The following is an 18,531-nucleotide window of genomic DNA, read 5'->3' as shown; positions in this document are numbered from 1 at the left end:
CCCCAATAGTTTTAATGCACTAATGCGATCGCTCTTTTGGTCAACGTTTCAGCAGTCAAGCCATTAAAGGCCATCAACTCTCCAGCACTGGCTGTAGTTTCGCCACGTCTCCACGCAAAAGTATCGCGCTTGGCTGTACTCCGTAACAAAATTGGTTCTAGCATTGCAGGTGCGCCACCAGTTACAGCAATTAGCGCATCGCCATCAAATAATTCGGCAAATTTTCCATCATCTAAGAAATCGCCATCAGGTTCGGAACAAGTATCCCAAGCAGTATCATAAAGACGATATAAACGTCTGGGGTTAATCACAGAAACTATCTTTGCACCAATACCTTCATTTTCTAAAAAAGTAGCGGCTTCAAATACTGGCATTAATGTCATATCGCCAATGACAGCAAATACAACTTGTTTATCGCCAGGAACCTCATGCAATACCACTGCGCCATCTTTTAAACCTTGGCGACTTTGTTCTAAAGTAATACGAATTGGCAATGGTGATTTACTTGCAGTAATTACAATTCCCTTATTTTTAGTTTGCAATGCCCAGTCATAACAAACTTGGATACTGTTAGCATCGGGGGGAAATAATGGAAAAACATTGCCATTTCGCATCATGGAAGCAAAATAAGCTTCAATTTCTGGACGTTGGTGAGTCCAACCGTTACGCCCTTGCTCTAATGCACCGGCTGTAAATAAAGTAATAGTAGAGGGAGTTTGACGGCGCAATTCTGCCATTGCTTGGGTGACGGTTTGCCAAATTGGTAATCCGTTGATGGCAAAAGATTCGTAGGAACACCACAAAGTCCTCGCACCCATTAATGACAAACCAACTGCTAAACCTGCACAAGCATCTTCGCTCAAAGGTTCATAAACTTGTCCGTTTGGGGCTTGATTATATAAATCATCGGTTGTGGGGTGGATGATTTTTAATGCTTGGTTGATATTAGCAATTCCTGATGCTTCGTTACCATCGGCGTTGGTGACCAGGAAATTTTTATCTTTTTGTCCAACAATTCCTACCAATCTTCCCATTGCAGTTGTAGAAACTTTTGGTTCCCCACCCACTGCATATTCTTCTAAAGGTAATTCCCCTAATTCTGGTAATGCTAATTCAAATTCTGTCACCACTGTTTTGGCTGCGGGGCCGCCACCTGCGCGTTCGGCGTTTGTTCTGACTAATTGCCAAGCTGCGGCAGATAAAGCGCGAGTTTTCAGGGCACTGACAATATGCGGTGCATCCAATGTATCTTTAGGATAAAGGTTGTGAGATTTTGCACCCCGCGCGTGGACTCCTGCACCTTTTAATTGTTTAATAATAAAAACAGTAAGCTTGCCACCCAATGCCGATCGCGCTGCTTTATCTACACCCTCAAGTACTGCTTGGGTAAATTCCAAACGCTTTGCAAAGGAAAAAGCCGTACTATCAACATAATCACCGGATTGATTTTGGTCGTCAAAATCCTTAGCATCCACTAACACCACTTCATCAAAACCATTACCTTGCCAATATGCTTGCATTTGTTGGTTAGTTTTGAGAGAAACCATGCTGTGGTGTTCTTGGCTGTAACCATTCCACACTAATATCGGCAAGAAATTAGTAGCAGCAGGATAAGCAGTATGGAAATGTGCAATTCCACTTACAATATAAGGCTCACCCAATCCGCCATCGCCCACTGTGAAGGGAAATAACTTATCTTTGTGCAGCAGTGCAGCCGCCATTGCAAAGTGTTGTCCTTGTCCCAAAGGCCCCGCAGGTGCAAGAATACCAGGTATGTAACCAGAAAGGTGTCCTAAAAGACCGTGCTTTTCCCGGAAGCGATCGCGCAATTGTTGGACTGTATAAATTCCCATGTCCTCTAGCGATCGATCCAAGAACATGGCACTATAAAATCCAGGGGCATGGTGTCCCACTTCCGTAATAATGTTCTTGTATCCCAGCATGACAAGAGATGCATAAGCTTCCGCTTGGCTGGCGAATCCGCCGGGATGTCCAGAGGCTTTACTACCAGTAATTTGTAAAGTTAGATAGCGTAGGGCATCAGCAGCGAGCAAAGTTTGATATACTGCTGCTTTGTCTGTGGGAGATGCGATGGCCACATTGCCCGATTCTATCGCAGGGGTGGCACCGTAAGTTTCAAAATCTGGTAGTGCTTCGCCAAAATATTGAATTCCTTCAGAAAAATTGGGAAGCGCTGAAGATGCCTTTGGGGTGATTGCGGTCATGCTGAGTACCTTATGACGATGAAATAAAACTGTAGATGCTCTTTGAATTCAACAAAAATTTTACATCGTTTGATGTTGTAACAGTTTATTGCTTTTTTGCAACGTTAGGATAAGTAGTTTAAATGGTTTGCCAACGAAAAATTACGTTAGTTTAGGCAATAAAAATATTTTTAAGTGGCAAAAAAATAGTAGAACATAATAGAAGGCTCGCTTCTTAAAGCCGGATCAACCCAAGGGTTTTCGCCCAATTGTAGCTACTGTTGTGTAGTAGTACGCCCATGCTGACGGGTCATCTGCCACAGCGATGTATCGGTCTATATCAGCTTGCAAACACACACCAGTTGCAATGTAGCGTTCTGCCAAATGCTGTGCCGACATCTTCATAATTTGGGAGATGCGTGACCTACCATTTGCAAAAGGTAGGTAGGTTTCAACGATGATTTTCTCAGACCCAAGCTGCTGGAAAATTTGAGGTAAGCGGCTCCCAAAACAAGGATCAATACCCATTGACTCATACATTGTCAAGATTGCTTTATTAACGCGATTAACTGACTCTTTGTCAGGGTGAGCGACTACCTTGGATGTCTCGAAATCTGGCTCCTCAATAACTAGCCAACCCCCTGGCTTAAGAGATTGCCAAATGTTTTCAATAGCCTTTTTCCAATCGCGGATGTGCAGTAATACGTAACGAGCATGGCATACATCGAAGCACGAGGTATCCAGCTTTTTTTTTGCAATGTCTAGACACCGTACTTCAACGTTAGGTAGGTTTGTATTTTTGATAAAACGTGTATCAATATCTACTGCTACTACTTTTCCTTGAACACTCACCTGTTCCGCCATCCAACTCATTATCGAGCCCATACCTGCACCAACCTCAAGGGCTGACCATCCTGCTGCAATACCAATTTGAGAAAGCCTGCGACACGAATCAGGGTCGAACTCATCCTGGATTGCAGATAGCCGGATATGTTCTGTATCATGCTGATTGTCTTGAAAAACATAGTTTTGCGATGACATAGCAGTATCTCTTTTGAATGTGTTTTGTTTTATCTTATGCTCCTTTTTAGAATGCTGGAGATGATGCTTACTGTTTGATTTAGTCAAAGTTGTTAGAAGTTAATTTAACTCGCCAAATTTAGGACTCCACCAACCTTTTTGTGTAGAAAAATAAGCTACTTGTTGATGTTTTTTGTCTTGGCGGGATTGGGGGTTAGAACAACGTAGCATTGTTTTGTTTTGTCCTTCTTTAATGTAGCTGTATTCTTCTAATGGTTTTTTACATACTGGACAAGAGTATGAAGTTAGTTTCGTTGCAGCCTTGGGAAGACTTTCTTCCTTAGATACTTTGTTGCGCGGTACTTCCCAAGTTTTGCTTAAGTCGCTCCAAAAAAGCACGATGTTTTCACAGCCGCTAACACATTTGAGGAAGTATTTCTTTTTGACTTTGGTACTCTTAATTTTAGCTAGAAAATTTTGGCATTCAGGGCAGCGAGTTTTGGATGTTTCATATTTGCGTTCTGCTGTGGGTGACGCTTTGTTTGCAGATGTTGTGTTTGCAGCCACAGTTTTGGCTTTTGCTAAAGCTGGGGCAAAGTATTCTTGATTCCAGGTGCTTAAATATTGTTGCCAGCCTTGTTTACCAATGGCGATCGCATCTAAAGCATCTTCCATCTTAGCGGTGAATTCCGCTTCTAGTAAATCCGGCAAGGCTTTTTGTAAAAATGCATCAACTTCTAAACCCAAAGCCGTTGGTTGCAGACTATCTTTGGTTAACTGCACATAATCGCGCTTTTTCAAGGTGGCGACGGTGGGAGCATAGGTACTAGGACGACCAATACCTTTGCGTTCCATTAGTTGTACTAGTTTTGGTTCGCTGTATCGAGGCGGTGGTTGCGTTCGTTTCTTTTCATGCTGTGCATCTTTTAATGTTAGTATCTGCCCCTGTTGCAACTGTGGTATCACTGTATCTTTACTGAGATTATTCCAGTACCGGGCATAACCGTAGAACTCAATTACTTGTCCATTACAAAGCCACAGCAGATTTCCAGATTGAGTAATTACTTGGGTTTTGCGGAGTTGGGCGGCACGACATTGAGAAGCGATCGCCCGTTTCCAAATCATCACGTATAAATTAAAGTCATCGGCTGGCAATTCTACTCGTAATTCTGCTGAAGGACGGAAAACATCTGTTGGCCTGATGGCTTCATGTGCTTCTTGAGCAGATTTAGCACTGCGATGTTTAGCTAAGGACTGCGGTACATTCTGCGGGTCATTTTGTTCTAGCCATTGACGCGCACTGGCACAAAATTCAGGACTCAACATCACTGAATCTGTTCGCATATATGTAATTAACCCCGCTTCATAAAGCTTTTGGGCAACTTGCATGGTTTTGTCTGGAGAAAATCTCAGCTTGGAACCAGCTGCTTGTTGCAGAGTAGAAGTTGTGAATGGAGGAGGTGGTTGGCGATGAACTATTTTCCCTTCAAACTTAATAACTTGATGGGGATGGCGGCGTGCTTCGGCAACTAACCTGTTTGCTTCTGCTTCCGAGAGAATACGCTTACTTTCTGGTGCTTGTGTAGTATTTGTGGCTGCATCGTCATCAGCTTCAGCTTTTTGTTCTGGTGTGTCTGCCTCAGAATTAACTGTTCCTTTGTAGAAAGCCCGAAATCCTTCGGCATAATCTACCCAAACACTCCAGTAGTCTTGGGGTACAAATGTTTGAATTTCTTGTTCGCGTTGACAAATCAAGTGTAATGTGGCGCTTTGCACTCGGCCGACGCTTTTTGCCCCGTTCTTTAATGCCCAAACTAAGGGACTTCCTTTATAGCCCACTAACTTATCTAAACAATCACGGCACTGTCCCGCACCTACCAAGTTTAAATCTAGTTTTCTGGGTTTGGCGATCGCTTCTCGCACAGCTGATGCTGTAATTTCTGTATAAATTACTCGTTTTGGTTCCTTTAATCCCAGCACTTCTTTGATATGCCAAGCAATTGTTTCTCCCTCCCGGTCTGGGTCAGTGGCGATGACAACTTCATCAACTTGTTTAACTGCGGCTTTTAGTTTCTGAATAGTTTCCTTTGCTCGTTGGTCGCGGGGAATATAATTGCACTTAATCCGACTACCATCCATACTGAAGCCCAGTGAATCTTCTCCTTCATTGCTAAGTTCGCGGATATGGCCGCAGCTAGCGAGAACTTTCCATTCAGAACCCAGGATTTGACTGAGTTTTTTGACTTTTCCGGGAGATTCTACCACAAGGAGGCGTTTGGGCATAGCACCTGCGTTGAATAGTCCTGAGATATTGCCAGTGGCGATCGCACTAAGCAATCACATATTTTAGTATAAAGGTACTATATTAATTGGCTTATTTAAAAATTGTTACACTGAGCTAAAGTTTGTTCTTAAAAGAAGAAATATGCCGTAATTCTCAGTAATTACTCATATTTATATTAATTATCCCAGAAAGTGCCTCATAAATTACGAATACAAACACTAAAAGCCCATAAACACCCACCACTAATGCAGAACCCGCAAGTTAGTAGGTAAAGAAAGAAATAAGAACTCAAAAAATTTGGTACAGCCTCATAAAAAAACTGTGCAAAAGCTTTTAATTAATCTATTGTATGAAAAGATTCTATCCATCCTGTATTGGAGAGTAATACCATGTTAACTAGTTTAGTGAAAGGTATGATAGAACACACTCCCATAAAAAAATGGGAGTATGTGGATCGACAATTAGAGGTACGCAGAAAACGCAAAAGAATAGAATTCATAAAACAATTTTTGCCGAAAAATGGAATTGGTGCGGAACTAGGAGTATTCAAAGGTCATCTGTCCCCCACTCTTCTCAAATATGCCCAGCCACAAAAATTGCACCTCGTCGATCCTTGGTATTTCTTGTCAAATCGTTGGGAATGGGCAAACGGTAATCAAAGTACAGTTGATGCTTTAATAACAATTCTGCAAACCTTCAAAAAAGAAATTGAAGATGGACGTATTTTGATACATGTGGGCGACGATCTTCAAGTAGTTGCCACATTTCCCGATGGATATTTTGATTGGGTTTACATCGATACATCTCATCAATACGAACATACTAAACAGGAATTGCATTTACTAGAGAGCAAAGTCAAAGAGGATGGTATAATAGCAGGCGATGATTGGCAGCCAGACCCAAATCGTAGGCATTATGGAGTTTATCAAGCTGTAAATGAGTTTGTGAGTTCAGGGAAATATACTCTCATATACTCCGACAACGAAAATAGGCAATGGGCAATCAAAAAAAGCTAACAAGCTGCTAAGAATAGTTCTAATATGCTTCATTGCATCCGTTGAGCTTCGTCGTTATGCTAGCCAGTGCAGCTAACCATCAAAAAGGTTTGAAAAAAGGATGATGAAATATAAAAGGCGGGGATTAAATTAACCAAGTTTCTTTGCCATTTTGTTCCAAATACTTTAGAGCAATTTCTCAATATTCTCGTTTTTTACCACCGGATAAAAACATCTTCCTTGATTTCAAACCGTTTTTTCTAATGACGTATACTAATGCTAATGTTAAGTTTGGGGTTCGTTGCTCAAACGCCACTGTTTAGGGAACTCCAAAAAATAAATCATTCCGATTTAGGTCGTTGACTGTTCAGTGTTCACTGCTAACTGTTAACGGTCAACGGTCAACAGTCTTCTATGGAATATTTTTTTACTTGGAAGCCCCTTACAACATTAATTAGTATTGATAAATGACAACATGATTCAACTCAACCAGTTTTTAAAGTTGGTGGGTATAGCCCCAACCGGAGGGCAAGCCAAACTGATGATTATTGATGGTAACGTTAAAGTCAATGGCACAATTGAAACGCGGCGAAGACGGCAATTACTGTCAACCGACCAAGTAACAGTGGCAGGAAAAACTTTTAAAGTCGGTGATGTCATTGAATAATTAACAATAGTTACAAAAAACCCGGTCATTTTGATGGCCGGGTTTTTAGCTATGTCAATTAATTAGGGAACTCCATAAATAAATTATTCCGGTTCAGGTCGTTGACTGTTGAGAGTCAATAGTCAATAGTCAACGGTTAACTATCTTCTATGGAATATTTTTTTACTTGGAAGTCCCTTTATCAATTAAATGAGGTAGAGTAATTTATTCACAACTGCTTAAATCGTAGGCTGTTACAGATTAATTTTGACAACTTTATTCCTTTCTTTCTCAGCTTTAGGCAGTGTCAAGCTCAAAATACCATCTTTATATTCAGCAGTCACTTTGGTATTTTGAACTCTAGCAGTTAAAGGAATTACACGTTGAAATTGACCGTAATAAAATTCGCTCTTAATAGTACCTTTTTGTTCAATTTGATGCTCAGATTTACGTTCGCCACTAATGTGAACAGCATCTTCTGTTACTTGAATGTCCAGGTCTTTAGTTGACATTCCTGGTAGTTCTAGTTTTAGATAAATAGCATCTTCAGTTTCTTGTAATTCCGCAGCCGGAACTCTGACTAAGTTTCTGTCAAAGGAATTAGATGGTGTTATAGTCTCTTCAAACAAATTGTTAATTTGACGTTGTAGAGTATCGATTTCTCTCCAAGGATTCCAACGAACTACTGCCATAACTCTTCCTCTCATTAATTAGCTTTTGTTTATTTGCTTTTGCACTTGTCTGTGTGCTTACTTTTGATATTATTTCGAGTTTAAAATGCTGTAAATTCGGTTATTATCACCAAGAAAATGAGGATTACCGCACCAAGTTAAGCATGAAAAAAGATTACGGTTTACTCTACTTGTTCAGTTCGGTAAACCAGAACGACTAATACAAGAATCCTATTTTATTTTTGAACAAAATTCCGTATAATTTACTCTTTTATAACCCTGTTGCCTATTGCCCATTGCCTATTGACCAGAGGCGCAGCGTCTCCGTGTCCCTGTGTCAGCCTCAATCATCCATTCAGCAACCCCAATTATTTACTGTTCTATCAAATTAACCTTGTTAAGTTACTCAGCAGGTGCAGTTCTCACCTGATATTGTGACACCCCAAAGGAGTATAGAAACTTTGCTGAGGCTTTCTTCAGAATCTCCTCTGTTTATTGTATTAATTATTATTAGCTTTCTAGTAGTAACTTTTTCAACTTGGTTATCATCTCAACCATTTATTTTCAGACCTTTTGGACTGAATGATATTATACAAATACTGACACTGCCATTATTTATATCTTTGTTGCTAGAGCGTTCTTTAGAAGTTTTTATAACTACTTGGCGCAGTTCAATTGTCGAAGAATTAGATATTGATATTCAACGACAAAAAATTCTCATTGATGAAAAATTAAAACTAGTCAAAGAGCAAAATCAACAAAGTAACATTGTTGGCTTTCAATCTAACCAAGCCAGTATTCTCCCGCCAGAAGGAATGAGCTTAGAACAACAAATTATCCAAAATTTCATCCAGAGCCAAGAAGAAGTATTATTAGTAGCCAAACCAGAAATTGATGATTTAACTGTCAAAGAACGCCAAAGAGCAGCCTATAAAGCCGATACGCGAACAATTGCCCTCTGGACATCCCTTTTATTTGGTCTTTTAATCAGTGCTATAGGTATTCGTTCAATCGAACCATTGGTAATTATCGATGCAAACAATCAAATACAGTTAGTTATTTTTCGTACTTTAGATACCTTATTAACAGGAGGATTAATTGCAGGAGGTAGCGAGGGAATTCATCAGATAATACAGGTTTTCATCAACTTTATGGAAGCCACATCTCAGCAAATCAAAGATAAGAGATTGCTTTAAAAAGATTGTTAATTGTTGACTGTTGACTGTTGACTGGAAACCTCTGAATTTATTCTCCTTGTCTCCCCACCTCCCCCCACTGTCATAAAAAATACCACAGTCTGTGGATTCTCCTGAGCCACCATATGTTTGGAATAATACAATTTGTAGGGGTGGACTATGTACCCCTAATTTTTTTTGTAAAATACAATAGACTTCTTGCAAAAGTAGGGAAAAGGATAAAAAACCTTTTCCCTTTAACCTTTTTCTTTTTCCACACCTCTATTACAAAACTATTTTTGCAAGATTTCTAATACATCAACTTAAATTTAGTAGCGAAGGAACCAAAAGCATGGTTGTATATAGTCCTCAAGCCATCCGTCATCTATTAATTGGACTGGGATATTTAGCTCCTGAAATCGATCCTAATCCCGATGCTCAATTTGCTCCTTGGAAGCGAAATAATAACCCTTTAACGGACGATCCCACCGAAGAAGCCATTAAAAAGTTTCAAAAACAGTATCCACAAAAACTTGTAGTTAATGGTAACGCTGATGCACAAACTAGAGAAGTAATAGAGGATATAATCAAAGGGCTTCAAAATAGATTGAAGTTTCACGGTTTTGCAACCAATACTGAAATTCCTGCGGATCAGCCTTTTTATGGGCCAGCCACTTATAAAGCAGTAAAGAAATTTCAAAAATCTCAAGGTTTAACTGAAAATGGTATTGCTAATGTTGAACAGCGTCAAATTCTCCAACAACCAACTCTAACGCCAAATAAACCCCAGCCTCAGCCTCAAACCAAGTTGATAGACTTGTGCTTGCAATTCAAAAAGAACCCTCAAAATCCTTCTTATATTGCAGCCCTAAATAACTTACAACAAAATCTACCCAAGGATGTTTTACAAAAGGTTACTAATAAATGGAGAGGAACAAACGATCAAAATCCTGAACTTGTAAAGCTGACAAATGTATTTACTTATTATGATGAAAACAATTTCAATCATCGTGATGCACTTAATCACTTACAAAGTCAGATAACCCCAGCCATTTATAAAGAATTTATTGCTATCTGGAATAAAAAGTAAACAAATAAGTGGTTAACAGTTAACTGTTAACCACCACAATTATTTATGTAATTTAGAGGATGTTTGAAAAGTCATAATTAATGTATACAATATTTTTTATCTCACCCTAACCTTGTAAAGGGGAGGTAACTTCACGTATAAATCCTCACTATAACGAACAATTAATACCGGGTGGGCTAGCAAATATTTTCATTCGTAGTCAAAGAAGACACTGGCTGTATATCAAGCTGTTGCCTTTGTGTTACTTTTATCTGACAATCTGAAAATAAGCGTCAATTACACATCAGATTGGAGGATTTAACCCATGACTTTCAATCCTACACCCACAATTCGTCTTGGGTTAGTATCCCAGCAAAGGTAAGCGAATGAAATACGATATATTTTTTTTAGCAGTCCTTTTAGGAATTACAGGCTTGCGAGCTATTGTGTTATCGTTTTTTTCTACTTCTGCGGAATCTACTGCTACTGTAACTAGCATTATCAAACCTGTAGAAGTAAAAACGACTCTGAGCAAGAAACCATTAAGTTTGGGTAAAATCTCCTTGAATGGTGCGTTGGAAGCGGTAGAAACCGTTACAACTACAAGCCGTGTTATAGGACAGATTAAAACTTTGCCAGTGCAAGAAGGCGACAGAGTTAAAGCAGGTCAAATCATTGCCATTATTGATGTCAAAGATATCCAGACACAACGCAATCAAACATCGGCTGTGATTTCCCAAGCCCAGGCAAGTGTAACAGTTGCCACTGCTGCTGAAACTCAAGCCCTAGTAAATGAGACTCAAACTTTAGCACAACTCAATCAAGCAAAGGTTCATCAACAAGAAGCCGAAGCCAAATTGCAGGAAGCACAAGCACAACTAGCTGACGCTCAGTTAAATCAACAACGCATGGCTATGCTGCGAAAAGAAGGTGCAGTCAGCCAATTACAACTAGATACAGCCAATACACAGCTGGCATTAATTGATGCTCGCATTCAACAGGCAAAAGCTGGAATTGAACAAGCCAAGGGGGAAATTGAGCAAGCCAAAACTGCCGTGAAACAGGCAAACTTCCAAGTCCAGCAAGCACGAGCAGGAGTAAAGGAGGCGCGTTTCCAAGTCCAGCAAGCACGAGCAGAAGTAAAGCCAACGATCGCTAATCTAAACCGCAGCATTGTTAAAGCTCCATTTGCTGGAGTCGTCACTAAGAAACATACAAAAGTAGGTGCAATGGCAGGTTTTGGACAACCTTTAGTGACATTGAAAAGTAGCGATCGCTTGCTGTTTAGTGTTGTAGTACCCGAATCAATGAAGTCTTTGGTAAAACAAGGAGATGAAGTACAAGTGCAGCTAGATGCTCTTAAAGGTTCTGTGCGCGGACAAGTAAATCAAATTATTCCTTCTGCAAACCCCAACAGTCGTAGTTTTACTGCCAAAATAGCCCTTAAAAAAACCACAAATTTAATGCCAGGAATGTTGGGACGCATAAAACTGCCCCCTGAAGTCACTCAGTGATGATAATTTCCCTGAGTGCTTTCGTGAAACGAAGTCAGTTAGAAGGACTTTATGTAGTTGGTGCAAATAACATTGTTCAATATGGATAGAAACGAACAACAAATTCTTCATTCATGGATACTAAATGCCAAATTATGGACGCGTGTAGTTCGCGAACAACTTCTTGAAAGTCGTGCTTTAGTCACAGATAAAGCAATTGTAGAAGCTGTGATTCAACTTGAACCGCAAACCTTTTTAGACATCGGATGTGGAGAAGGATGGTTGTGCCGCGAACTGTTCCGTCGCGGTTTTGATGGCTGGGGAGTTGACGCCATTGCCGAACTTGTGGAATCAGCACGAAGCCTTGGTGATGTCCGTTTTGCTGTATCTTCCTACTCAGGTTTGCCATCACAGAAATTTGGCAACATTAACCAGTTTGACTGCTTTATTTGCAATTTTTCACTGCTTGGAGAATGTGCTGTGACGGAGATAGCTCAGGCAGGTGAAAGTTTGTTAGTCGATAAGGGAAAAATAATTATTCAAACACTTCATCCTTTGATGGCTTGCGGTGATTATCCATACACTGATGGCTGGCGTCAAACATCTTGGCAAGGAATCGGATTAGAGTCATTTCATCCTGCTCCTTGGTATTTTAGAACAATTGAATCATGGATTGGTGAGTTTCATCAAAAAAATTACCGTTTGCTGAAGTTAATAGAACCCTGTCACCCAAAGACTAAAAAACCAGTTTCAATTTTATTTATCTTTGAACGACAATATGGCGATCGCCTTTAAAAGATGTTTCTAAAGGTAGACTTTAATTAACATTAATCAGCAAATGAAGATAATATTTCTTTTTCCTTTAATGGGCATCCCATTTAGATAAATTTTCCTAGAATTATCTATAGTGTTAATCTTTTGATTGCTAATATTAGTCTGGTTTGAATCTTCATCTGCATTTTTGGGTTTTTTCAAAGTTTCAGTGACATTGATGATATAACCACAGGGATAACCATCATAAGCTTGACAATACCCCCCTACTAAAGTTTCTGCCTGAGCGGTGGTCATGTCTTGCAGAAATAATTCTACATCTGTCCCTTGCAAATCTGAATCTATTATCTTATTCATTTAATCAATCTCCCGTATCACCCATTTATAAAAGCACTTGAGAATTCTGAAATCCTACCCAAGTTCTAAATTTAAATCTCGCCACTTATAGCAAGGGACTGGTGAACGGGCGTTGTTTAGGGTTCAGTTAATAACTTTTGCTACTTTTATGATTTTTTTAATTGTTCCAAATAAGCGGTAAGTTTCATCATAATACTGTTACAACTTTGTTAAGAAAAGTTACAAGTCTCTTAACACAAGGAAATATCTCGTATGGTAGCTACACTTGACAATCATGGAAAACATCAGGTTGTAATCATTGGTGGAGGCTTTGGTGGACTGTACACAGCGAAGCATCTTGCAAAAGCTAATGTGAATGTTACCCTCATCGATAAACGTAACTTTCATCTATTTCAACCGCTTTTATATCAAGTAGCGACAGGTACGCTATCACCTGCTGATATTTCCTCACCATTGCGAGCTGTATTTAGCAAAAGTAAGAATACACAAGTATTGCTGGGAGAAGTAAATGATATCGATCCCAAAGCACAGCAAGTAATCATGGGCGATAAAGCAATACCTTACGATACATTAATTATTGCTACAGGTGTTAACCATTCTTACTTTGGTAAAGATAACTGGAAAGATTTAGCTCCTGGCTTGAAAACTGTTGAAGATGCAATAGAAATGCGCCGACGAATATTTTCAGCATTTGAAGCAGCAGAAAAAGAAACCGATCCCGAAAAACGCCGTGCTTTGTTGACTTTTGTGATTGTGGGTGGCGGCCCCACAGGAGTAGAATTAGCAGGTGCCATCGCCGAATTGGCATACAAAACTCTCAAAGAAGATTTCCGCAACATCAACACATCAGAAGCGAAAATTTTACTATTACAAGGAGCCGAGCGCGTTCTTCCACACATTTCACCAGATTTATCAGAAGTAGCAGCAAAATCCTTGGAAAAGTTGGGTGTGATTATCCAAACTAACACCAGGGTGACAAATATTGAAAATAATATAGTCACCTTCAAGCAAGGTGATGAAGTAACAGCAATTGCCTCAAAAACTATATTATGGGCAGCAGGTGTTCAAGGTTCAGCAATGGCGAAAGTCCTAGCAGAACGTACAGGTGTAGAGTGCGATCGCTCCGGACGTGTAATTGTAGAACCAGACTTGACTATCAAGGGTTATCAAAACATTTTTGTAGTCGGAGATTTAGGTAACTTCTCCCATCAAGATGGTAACCCCCTACCAGGCGTTGCACCCGTAGCCAAACAAGAAGGAGAGTATGTAGCTAGACTTATCCAAAAACGTCTTCAGGGTCAAACTTTGCCAGCATTTCATTACAACCATGTGGGTAGTTTGGCAATGATTGGACAAAATTTAGCTATTGTAGATTTAGGCTTCCTCAAACTTACAGGTTTCCTGGCTTGGGTCTTTTGGCTAATAGTTCATATCTACTTCTTAATCGAGTTTGACACTAAATTACTAGTAGTATTTCAGTGGGCATGGAATTACATTACTCGTAATCGTCGCTCTAGATTGATTACAGGTAGAGAAGCTTATGTAGAAGCAAAAACTGTTAACAACATAACCCAAATTGCTAACTAAGTTGAAGGAGTTTTAAAAGTTATTGGTTGTAATTTTAATTGCATTGTTTCCCCCCTTAGTCTTCCCCGATAAAGGGGGAAACAAGAAAAATCCGCTTACCTCAGGCCACTTGCTACCCTACAGGAACGCTTCCGGCGAACAAGTCGGGCGTTACCCCCAAGGGTGCAGTGGCTCTCCAATAGGCCTGTTACAAAAGTGTTGTTTGCAAGAGTTGGGAAAAGGGATGCATCTTTATTGGGGAAGGGGACAATACAAAACCTTTACCCGTCAACGGTTAACAGTCAACAGTCAACAACCCTAATATGTAATATTTCACAAATTATTTGGGATTGCTACAGTTTTTTATTGTAAAGTTATTTTTTATTAGATTGCGCTGTCTGTTCGTTTCACCTCATTAATATTCACACTATGAATATCGACCGATTACAAGAACTCAAACAAAAACTGACTATTGAAACAGATTTGTCCCAGATATGGTTATTTTATATGGATCATTTTGCGGATTATCCAGAATTTACCCAACTGGGTGAGCCTAGATCTAATCAATATTTAGATAGTGTTATCCACAAAACTTGTCAGCAAATGTTTGGCAGAACAGTCAAGATTACTAACTTTCTGCCGATTTACATTGCAAAATATCATTTATTTCATGGCCCCTTCCAAGTTGAACGACGTATTGGGGGTGTGATTTATTTCGAGGATATAAAAATTGGATTAATTGCAGTGTCGGCAGATTATCCTCCTACCGATGTGGTTAAATATTCACGTTTTACTGAGGTAATTCAATTATCTTCACCTAACGATCTCAATTGAATCAGCTGAATTTTCTGTTGCTCGTAAACAGTTCCCTATTTATGCTCAAGATGACCGAAATAGCTCAATCACACTTGGCTTAGTTACTTTTCCCATTGCATTACGCGGTAATTCTTCAACTATCAAAATTTGAGTCGGCACTTTATAGACAGCCAATTGCTGTTTTGCCCAACTCCTGAGGGATTCTAATGTCAAAGTTTGTGAGCCTTGCAATAATAATGCCGCACAGACTCGCTCACCCCATTCTATGTCTGCAATTCCCACCACTGCACATTCTTGAATATCTGGATGGGTTCTTAGGACTTCTTCAATTTCTAAAGCTGAAACTTTATATCCCCCGGTTTTGATGATATCTACACTCATCCGTCCCAAAATGCGGTAGTTGCCATTCTCAAGTATGGCTAGATCTCCAGTACAAAACCAGCCATTTTGGAAGCCTTTGGCGGTTGCTTGGGGATTTTCCCAATATTCTAAAAATACTGTCGGCCCTTTGACTTGAATTTCTCCTGGGGTTTCTGGTGGAACTAATCCATTTTCATCAACTAATCTCACTTCCACTTGAGGTAAAGGCTTTCCCACATATCCTGGTAAGCGTTCACCATGTAAAGGATTTGATAGCACCATACCAGTTTCCGTCATTCCATAACGCTCTAGGAGAAAATGTCCACTAATGGTTTGCCACTTTTCTAAAACATGAACTGGTAAAGGTGCTGAGCCAGAAACCATCAGGCGCATTTTTTCACAGCCTGCTGACATACTTTTTTGCTGTTTGCTGTTTGCCTTTTCCCAAGCAGCAATCAGCTTCACATATATGGTGGGTACTGCCATAAATAAAGTCAAGTCACCTTCACAAATTCGATTCCACACAACTTCGGCATCAAACTTACTCAACATGTGACACTGTGCCCCAGCCCATAAAGCACAAGTTAATATATTGACAATTCCATGAATATGATGTAATGGCAGTACATGTAAAATACGATCGCTTGATGTCCATTCCCAAGCGGTAACCAAGCTAGTGACTTGGGCTTGAATATTTTCATGGGTTGTAACCACACCTTTGGGTTTCCCGGTTGTACCACTGGTGTAGAGAATTAAGGCGCGTCTGGCGATATCTATTTCTGGGAGGTTACCAATATGAGATGGTAGGGCTTGTGAAGTGAGAATAAATCGTAAATTTTGCGATTGGGCGATCGCTTGCAATGTATCCTCAAAATCAGGATGGGCAATAATAATCGATGCTCCACAATTTGTAATCACATACTCTAATTCTGGTCGCGGGTGGGAAACACACAAAGGTACTGCTACACCACCTGCACGCCAAATTCCCCATTGAGTTGCTACATACTCAAATCCCGGTGGGATGAGAAAAGCAACTCGCTCCTCGTGTAAATCATCTGCATTTTCCACAAGATTTGTGGCAATTTGACCTGAAGTATAGAGTAGATCTCGATAAGTAAAAACGCCTTGGGTTGTAACGATCGCTATTTTTTCGTTGTGTTCTTGAGCGCGAGTAATTAATGGGAGATTCACGTTTTTTTATTGATTTAGAGTTGCTTTAATCAAAGCATATAGCAATTTGATATGAGAATTATTCATAAATAAATTACTATTACAGCGCTTTTGAGGTACATCAGGTACACCAATTTCAGGGATAGTTTTTAAACTTTGAATTTGAATCGGTTGCTGTACATCATAAACACCGAATCTGCTGTATGTAGAGGCGTACAGCTGCACGCCTCCATAGCTAATTAGTTGTTTTTCACCTCACGCGCCATATTGATATAGTAATCATCAATTTTTTTGGTATTGGGACGACGGCGGGTAACGGTGGGAGGTTCAGGGGTGGTATTTTGAACCGTTTGATTTTCTTGTTTATTTATACCTCCCGTCTGTTCGGATTCCAAGAAATAATTAGAGCTATTTAATCCGAACACCTTGGTAAAAAAGGCAAAGAAGTTTTTGAGAAAATTCAACAAAGGTTTGAAAACAACAGATAAAAAACCTTCCAAACGAAGGAAGAAATTACGAACAATTTGAGTTAAGGGAAGCATAGTATCATCCTCTATGATTGCCTATTATTATTCTGACTGAATTTTCAAACCAAAATCAAATTACTGCTGTTGCAATCCTAAATAAGCCTTAAACAAAACTTATTGCCTCTTGCCTCTTGCCTCTTAGCAATACTTAAAAACATTGGTTTTTTAGTTTACCAATCAAAGAATTCAAGTTGAGTTGACTAGGCCAGCCTTGCGGGAGATTTGCTGAGTTATATCCCCTATCTCTCAAATCCTTAATAAATTTATTACGGATGTAGGTTGTATCAAAGTTACCCAATCCATTAAAATAAACATCCGTCAAGTGAGCGGGATCTAAAGCCATTTCACCTTTGTATACTCCACCATCATTGGAATCATCCCAACCCCAAGGTGTATTGGCAGAATTTGTACTACAAGTTGGTGTCCCAGCACCACATCCACCACTAGAATCTCCCTTAAAAGTTCCCCAACTAGCAAAAGTGAGAGATGAAGAACTTGGTAATGCAGCTTCATTTAATTGATGTTGCCACATTCCATTGGAGGCAAATACATCTAAGAGTAAGTATTGCACATTGCGATCGTTGCCAGAAGCAGGAACTCCAGTGGTAGTTTTAGAAGGATAGTAAATAATTCCATCTTCATTGCTAGCCCCTTGAAAATCCCCAGCATTAGGCCAGGCTTTTAAACCATGACCTTTAGCTTCTTGAGAAGTCAACGGATGTTGCGAACCACTGTAGCTGCTTGTAGTCAGCGTTCCATCAATATTTTCTGCACCATTTGTTAAGGGACTACCAACTGGTGTATAGGAGTAAAAGTCTCGATGAAATACAGTTACGATTCCTTCAAGTTTGCCAAAAGTTGAGCCATCTTTACGAACAATTGTTAATAAACCTTCTAAATCATTTTCATGTTCTTGGTCAAAGGGAATATCAGTCCAATCTTGAGGATGGAAAAAAGAATAGGTGATGAACCAATGAGTACAACTTTCAACTACAGAATAGTAACCATGAGCATTCAAAGCAAATTGAAAAAGATTATCCCAGTTATTTGTTCCCTGCCAATCATTATCGTAATCAAAGCGCGTGATATAGTCTCCACTATACTTAGTGCTATCAGTATCTTGATAGTGAATTGGAGCATAATACGCAGCTAAATCTAAATCTGTAAGAGATTGGGCAATGGTTTTGAACTGAGTAACACTGCTGAAGAAGATTGCTAAAATTAGCCCGATAGCAACCAAAACAATTCTTTTAAATATCATTTAGACCGCTCTGAGATGCACAACAAAAATTAGAGTAAATGATGATATTTAAGAATTGGTAATGAAGTTGTATACATCAAGTAAAAATTAGAAAGTTAAGCCCTTAAGTAAAGATTTGTTTGATAGTTTTATATTTTGTATATTTA

The 18,531-nt window shown here is 39.5% G+C and carries 17 protein-coding genes; 8 read left to right on the top strand and 9 right to left on the bottom strand.

The window, feature by feature from the left end; translation table 11 throughout:
- Positions 1 to 11: 11 nt before the first annotated feature.
- From GNE10_RS17860 to topA, 3 genes are all read right to left on the bottom strand, one after another.
- On the bottom strand, positions 12 to 2,225 hold the full coding sequence (locus GNE10_RS17860; RefSeq protein ID WP_185566332.1) for a phosphoketolase: 2,214 nt from the start codon (positions 2,223 to 2,225) through the stop codon (positions 12 to 14).
- 225 nt (positions 2,226 to 2,450) lie between these two features.
- Complete coding sequence (locus tag GNE10_RS17855) at positions 2,451 to 3,245, bottom strand: methyltransferase domain-containing protein (RefSeq protein ID WP_185566331.1); 795 nt, start codon at positions 3,243 to 3,245, stop codon at positions 2,451 to 2,453.
- A gap of 99 nt (positions 3,246 to 3,344) precedes the next feature.
- A complete protein-coding gene (gene topA / locus GNE10_RS17850; RefSeq protein WP_185566330.1) occupies positions 3,345 to 5,507 on the bottom strand; it encodes a type I DNA topoisomerase in 2,163 nt (720 codons plus the stop codon).
- Positions 5,508 to 5,897: 390 nt separating this feature from the next.
- Here topA and GNE10_RS17845 point away from each other — a divergent pair, with 390 nt between their 5' ends.
- Together GNE10_RS17845 and GNE10_RS17840 are read left to right on the top strand one after the other, a co-directional pair.
- The gene (locus GNE10_RS17845; protein ID WP_185566329.1) at positions 5,898 to 6,524 is read left to right on the top strand and encodes a class I SAM-dependent methyltransferase; all 627 of its coding nucleotides are present in this window, start codon (positions 5,898 to 5,900) and stop codon (positions 6,522 to 6,524) included.
- A gap of 442 nt (positions 6,525 to 6,966) precedes the next feature.
- On the top strand, positions 6,967 to 7,170 hold the full coding sequence (locus GNE10_RS17840; RefSeq protein ID WP_257207706.1) for an RNA-binding S4 domain-containing protein: 204 nt from the start codon (positions 6,967 to 6,969) through the stop codon (positions 7,168 to 7,170).
- A 233-nt stretch (positions 7,171 to 7,403) separates the two neighbouring features.
- Here the strand turns inward: GNE10_RS17840 and GNE10_RS17835 are convergent, their stop codons facing one another.
- Positions 7,404 to 7,841 (bottom strand): Hsp20/alpha crystallin family protein, encoded by a 438-nt coding sequence (locus GNE10_RS17835; RefSeq protein WP_185566328.1) that lies wholly within the window; start codon positions 7,839 to 7,841, stop codon positions 7,404 to 7,406.
- A gap of 392 nt (positions 7,842 to 8,233) precedes the next feature.
- Between GNE10_RS17835 and GNE10_RS17830 the strand changes: the two genes are divergently transcribed.
- The 4 genes from GNE10_RS17830 to GNE10_RS17815 all read left to right on the top strand — a co-directional run bounded on the left by GNE10_RS17830 (position 8,234) and on the right by GNE10_RS17815 (position 12,352).
- Positions 8,234 to 9,016 carry a hypothetical protein gene (locus GNE10_RS17830; protein WP_311774820.1) on the top strand — a complete coding sequence of 261 codons (783 nt, stop codon included), beginning with the start codon at positions 8,234 to 8,236 and terminating at the stop codon, positions 9,014 to 9,016.
- 331 nt (positions 9,017 to 9,347) lie between these two features.
- Positions 9,348 to 10,085 (top strand): peptidoglycan-binding domain-containing protein, encoded by a 738-nt coding sequence (locus GNE10_RS17825; protein ID WP_185566327.1) that lies wholly within the window; start codon positions 9,348 to 9,350, stop codon positions 10,083 to 10,085.
- Between the two features lie 365 nt (positions 10,086 to 10,450).
- Positions 10,451 to 11,578 (top strand): HlyD family secretion protein, encoded by a 1,128-nt coding sequence (locus GNE10_RS17820; protein WP_185566326.1) that lies wholly within the window; start codon positions 10,451 to 10,453, stop codon positions 11,576 to 11,578.
- Between the two features lie 81 nt (positions 11,579 to 11,659).
- Entirely contained in the window at positions 11,660 to 12,352 is a 693-nt protein-coding gene (locus GNE10_RS17815) for a bifunctional 2-polyprenyl-6-hydroxyphenol methylase/3-demethylubiquinol 3-O-methyltransferase UbiG (protein ID WP_185566325.1), read from the top strand.
- Between the two features lie 36 nt (positions 12,353 to 12,388).
- Here GNE10_RS17815 and GNE10_RS17810 read toward each other — a convergent pair whose 3' ends face one another.
- Positions 12,389 to 12,685 (bottom strand): hypothetical protein, encoded by a 297-nt coding sequence (locus GNE10_RS17810; protein WP_185566324.1) that lies wholly within the window; start codon positions 12,683 to 12,685, stop codon positions 12,389 to 12,391.
- 252 nt (positions 12,686 to 12,937) lie between these two features.
- On the opposite strand from GNE10_RS17810, the gene GNE10_RS17805 reads away from it, so the two are divergent.
- Together GNE10_RS17805 and GNE10_RS17800 are read left to right on the top strand one after the other, a co-directional pair.
- Complete coding sequence (locus tag GNE10_RS17805) at positions 12,938 to 14,272, top strand: NAD(P)/FAD-dependent oxidoreductase (protein WP_185566323.1); 1,335 nt, start codon at positions 12,938 to 12,940, stop codon at positions 14,270 to 14,272.
- Between the two features lie 408 nt (positions 14,273 to 14,680).
- A complete protein-coding gene (locus GNE10_RS17800) occupies positions 14,681 to 15,085 on the top strand; it encodes a hypothetical protein (RefSeq protein WP_185566322.1) in 405 nt (134 codons plus the stop codon).
- 45 nt (positions 15,086 to 15,130) lie between these two features.
- Here GNE10_RS17800 and GNE10_RS17795 read toward each other — a convergent pair whose 3' ends face one another.
- The 4 genes from GNE10_RS17795 to GNE10_RS17780 form a co-directional block, all read right to left on the bottom strand.
- Complete coding sequence (locus GNE10_RS17795) at positions 15,131 to 16,618, bottom strand: acyl-CoA synthetase (protein WP_185566321.1); 1,488 nt, start codon at positions 16,616 to 16,618, stop codon at positions 15,131 to 15,133.
- Between the two features lie 6 nt (positions 16,619 to 16,624).
- Entirely contained in the window at positions 16,625 to 16,822 is a 198-nt protein-coding gene (locus tag GNE10_RS17790; RefSeq protein WP_185566320.1) for a hypothetical protein, read from the bottom strand.
- A gap of 14 nt (positions 16,823 to 16,836) precedes the next feature.
- On the bottom strand, positions 16,837 to 17,139 hold the full coding sequence (locus tag GNE10_RS17785; protein WP_185566319.1) for a threonine dehydratase: 303 nt from the start codon (positions 17,137 to 17,139) through the stop codon (positions 16,837 to 16,839).
- A 133-nt stretch (positions 17,140 to 17,272) separates the two neighbouring features.
- Positions 17,273 to 18,385, bottom strand: coding sequence for a hypothetical protein (locus tag GNE10_RS17780; RefSeq protein WP_185566318.1), 1,113 nt, complete (start codon positions 18,383 to 18,385; stop codon positions 17,273 to 17,275).
- Positions 18,386 to 18,531: the final 146 nt, after the last annotated feature.

The sequence above is a fragment of the Nostoc sp. 2RC genome, from assembly GCF_014222165.1.
Classification (GTDB): domain Bacteria; phylum Cyanobacteriota; class Cyanobacteriia; order Cyanobacteriales; family Nostocaceae; genus Nostoc; species Nostoc linckia.
This window is presented reverse-complemented; position numbering and strand designations above follow the sequence as displayed.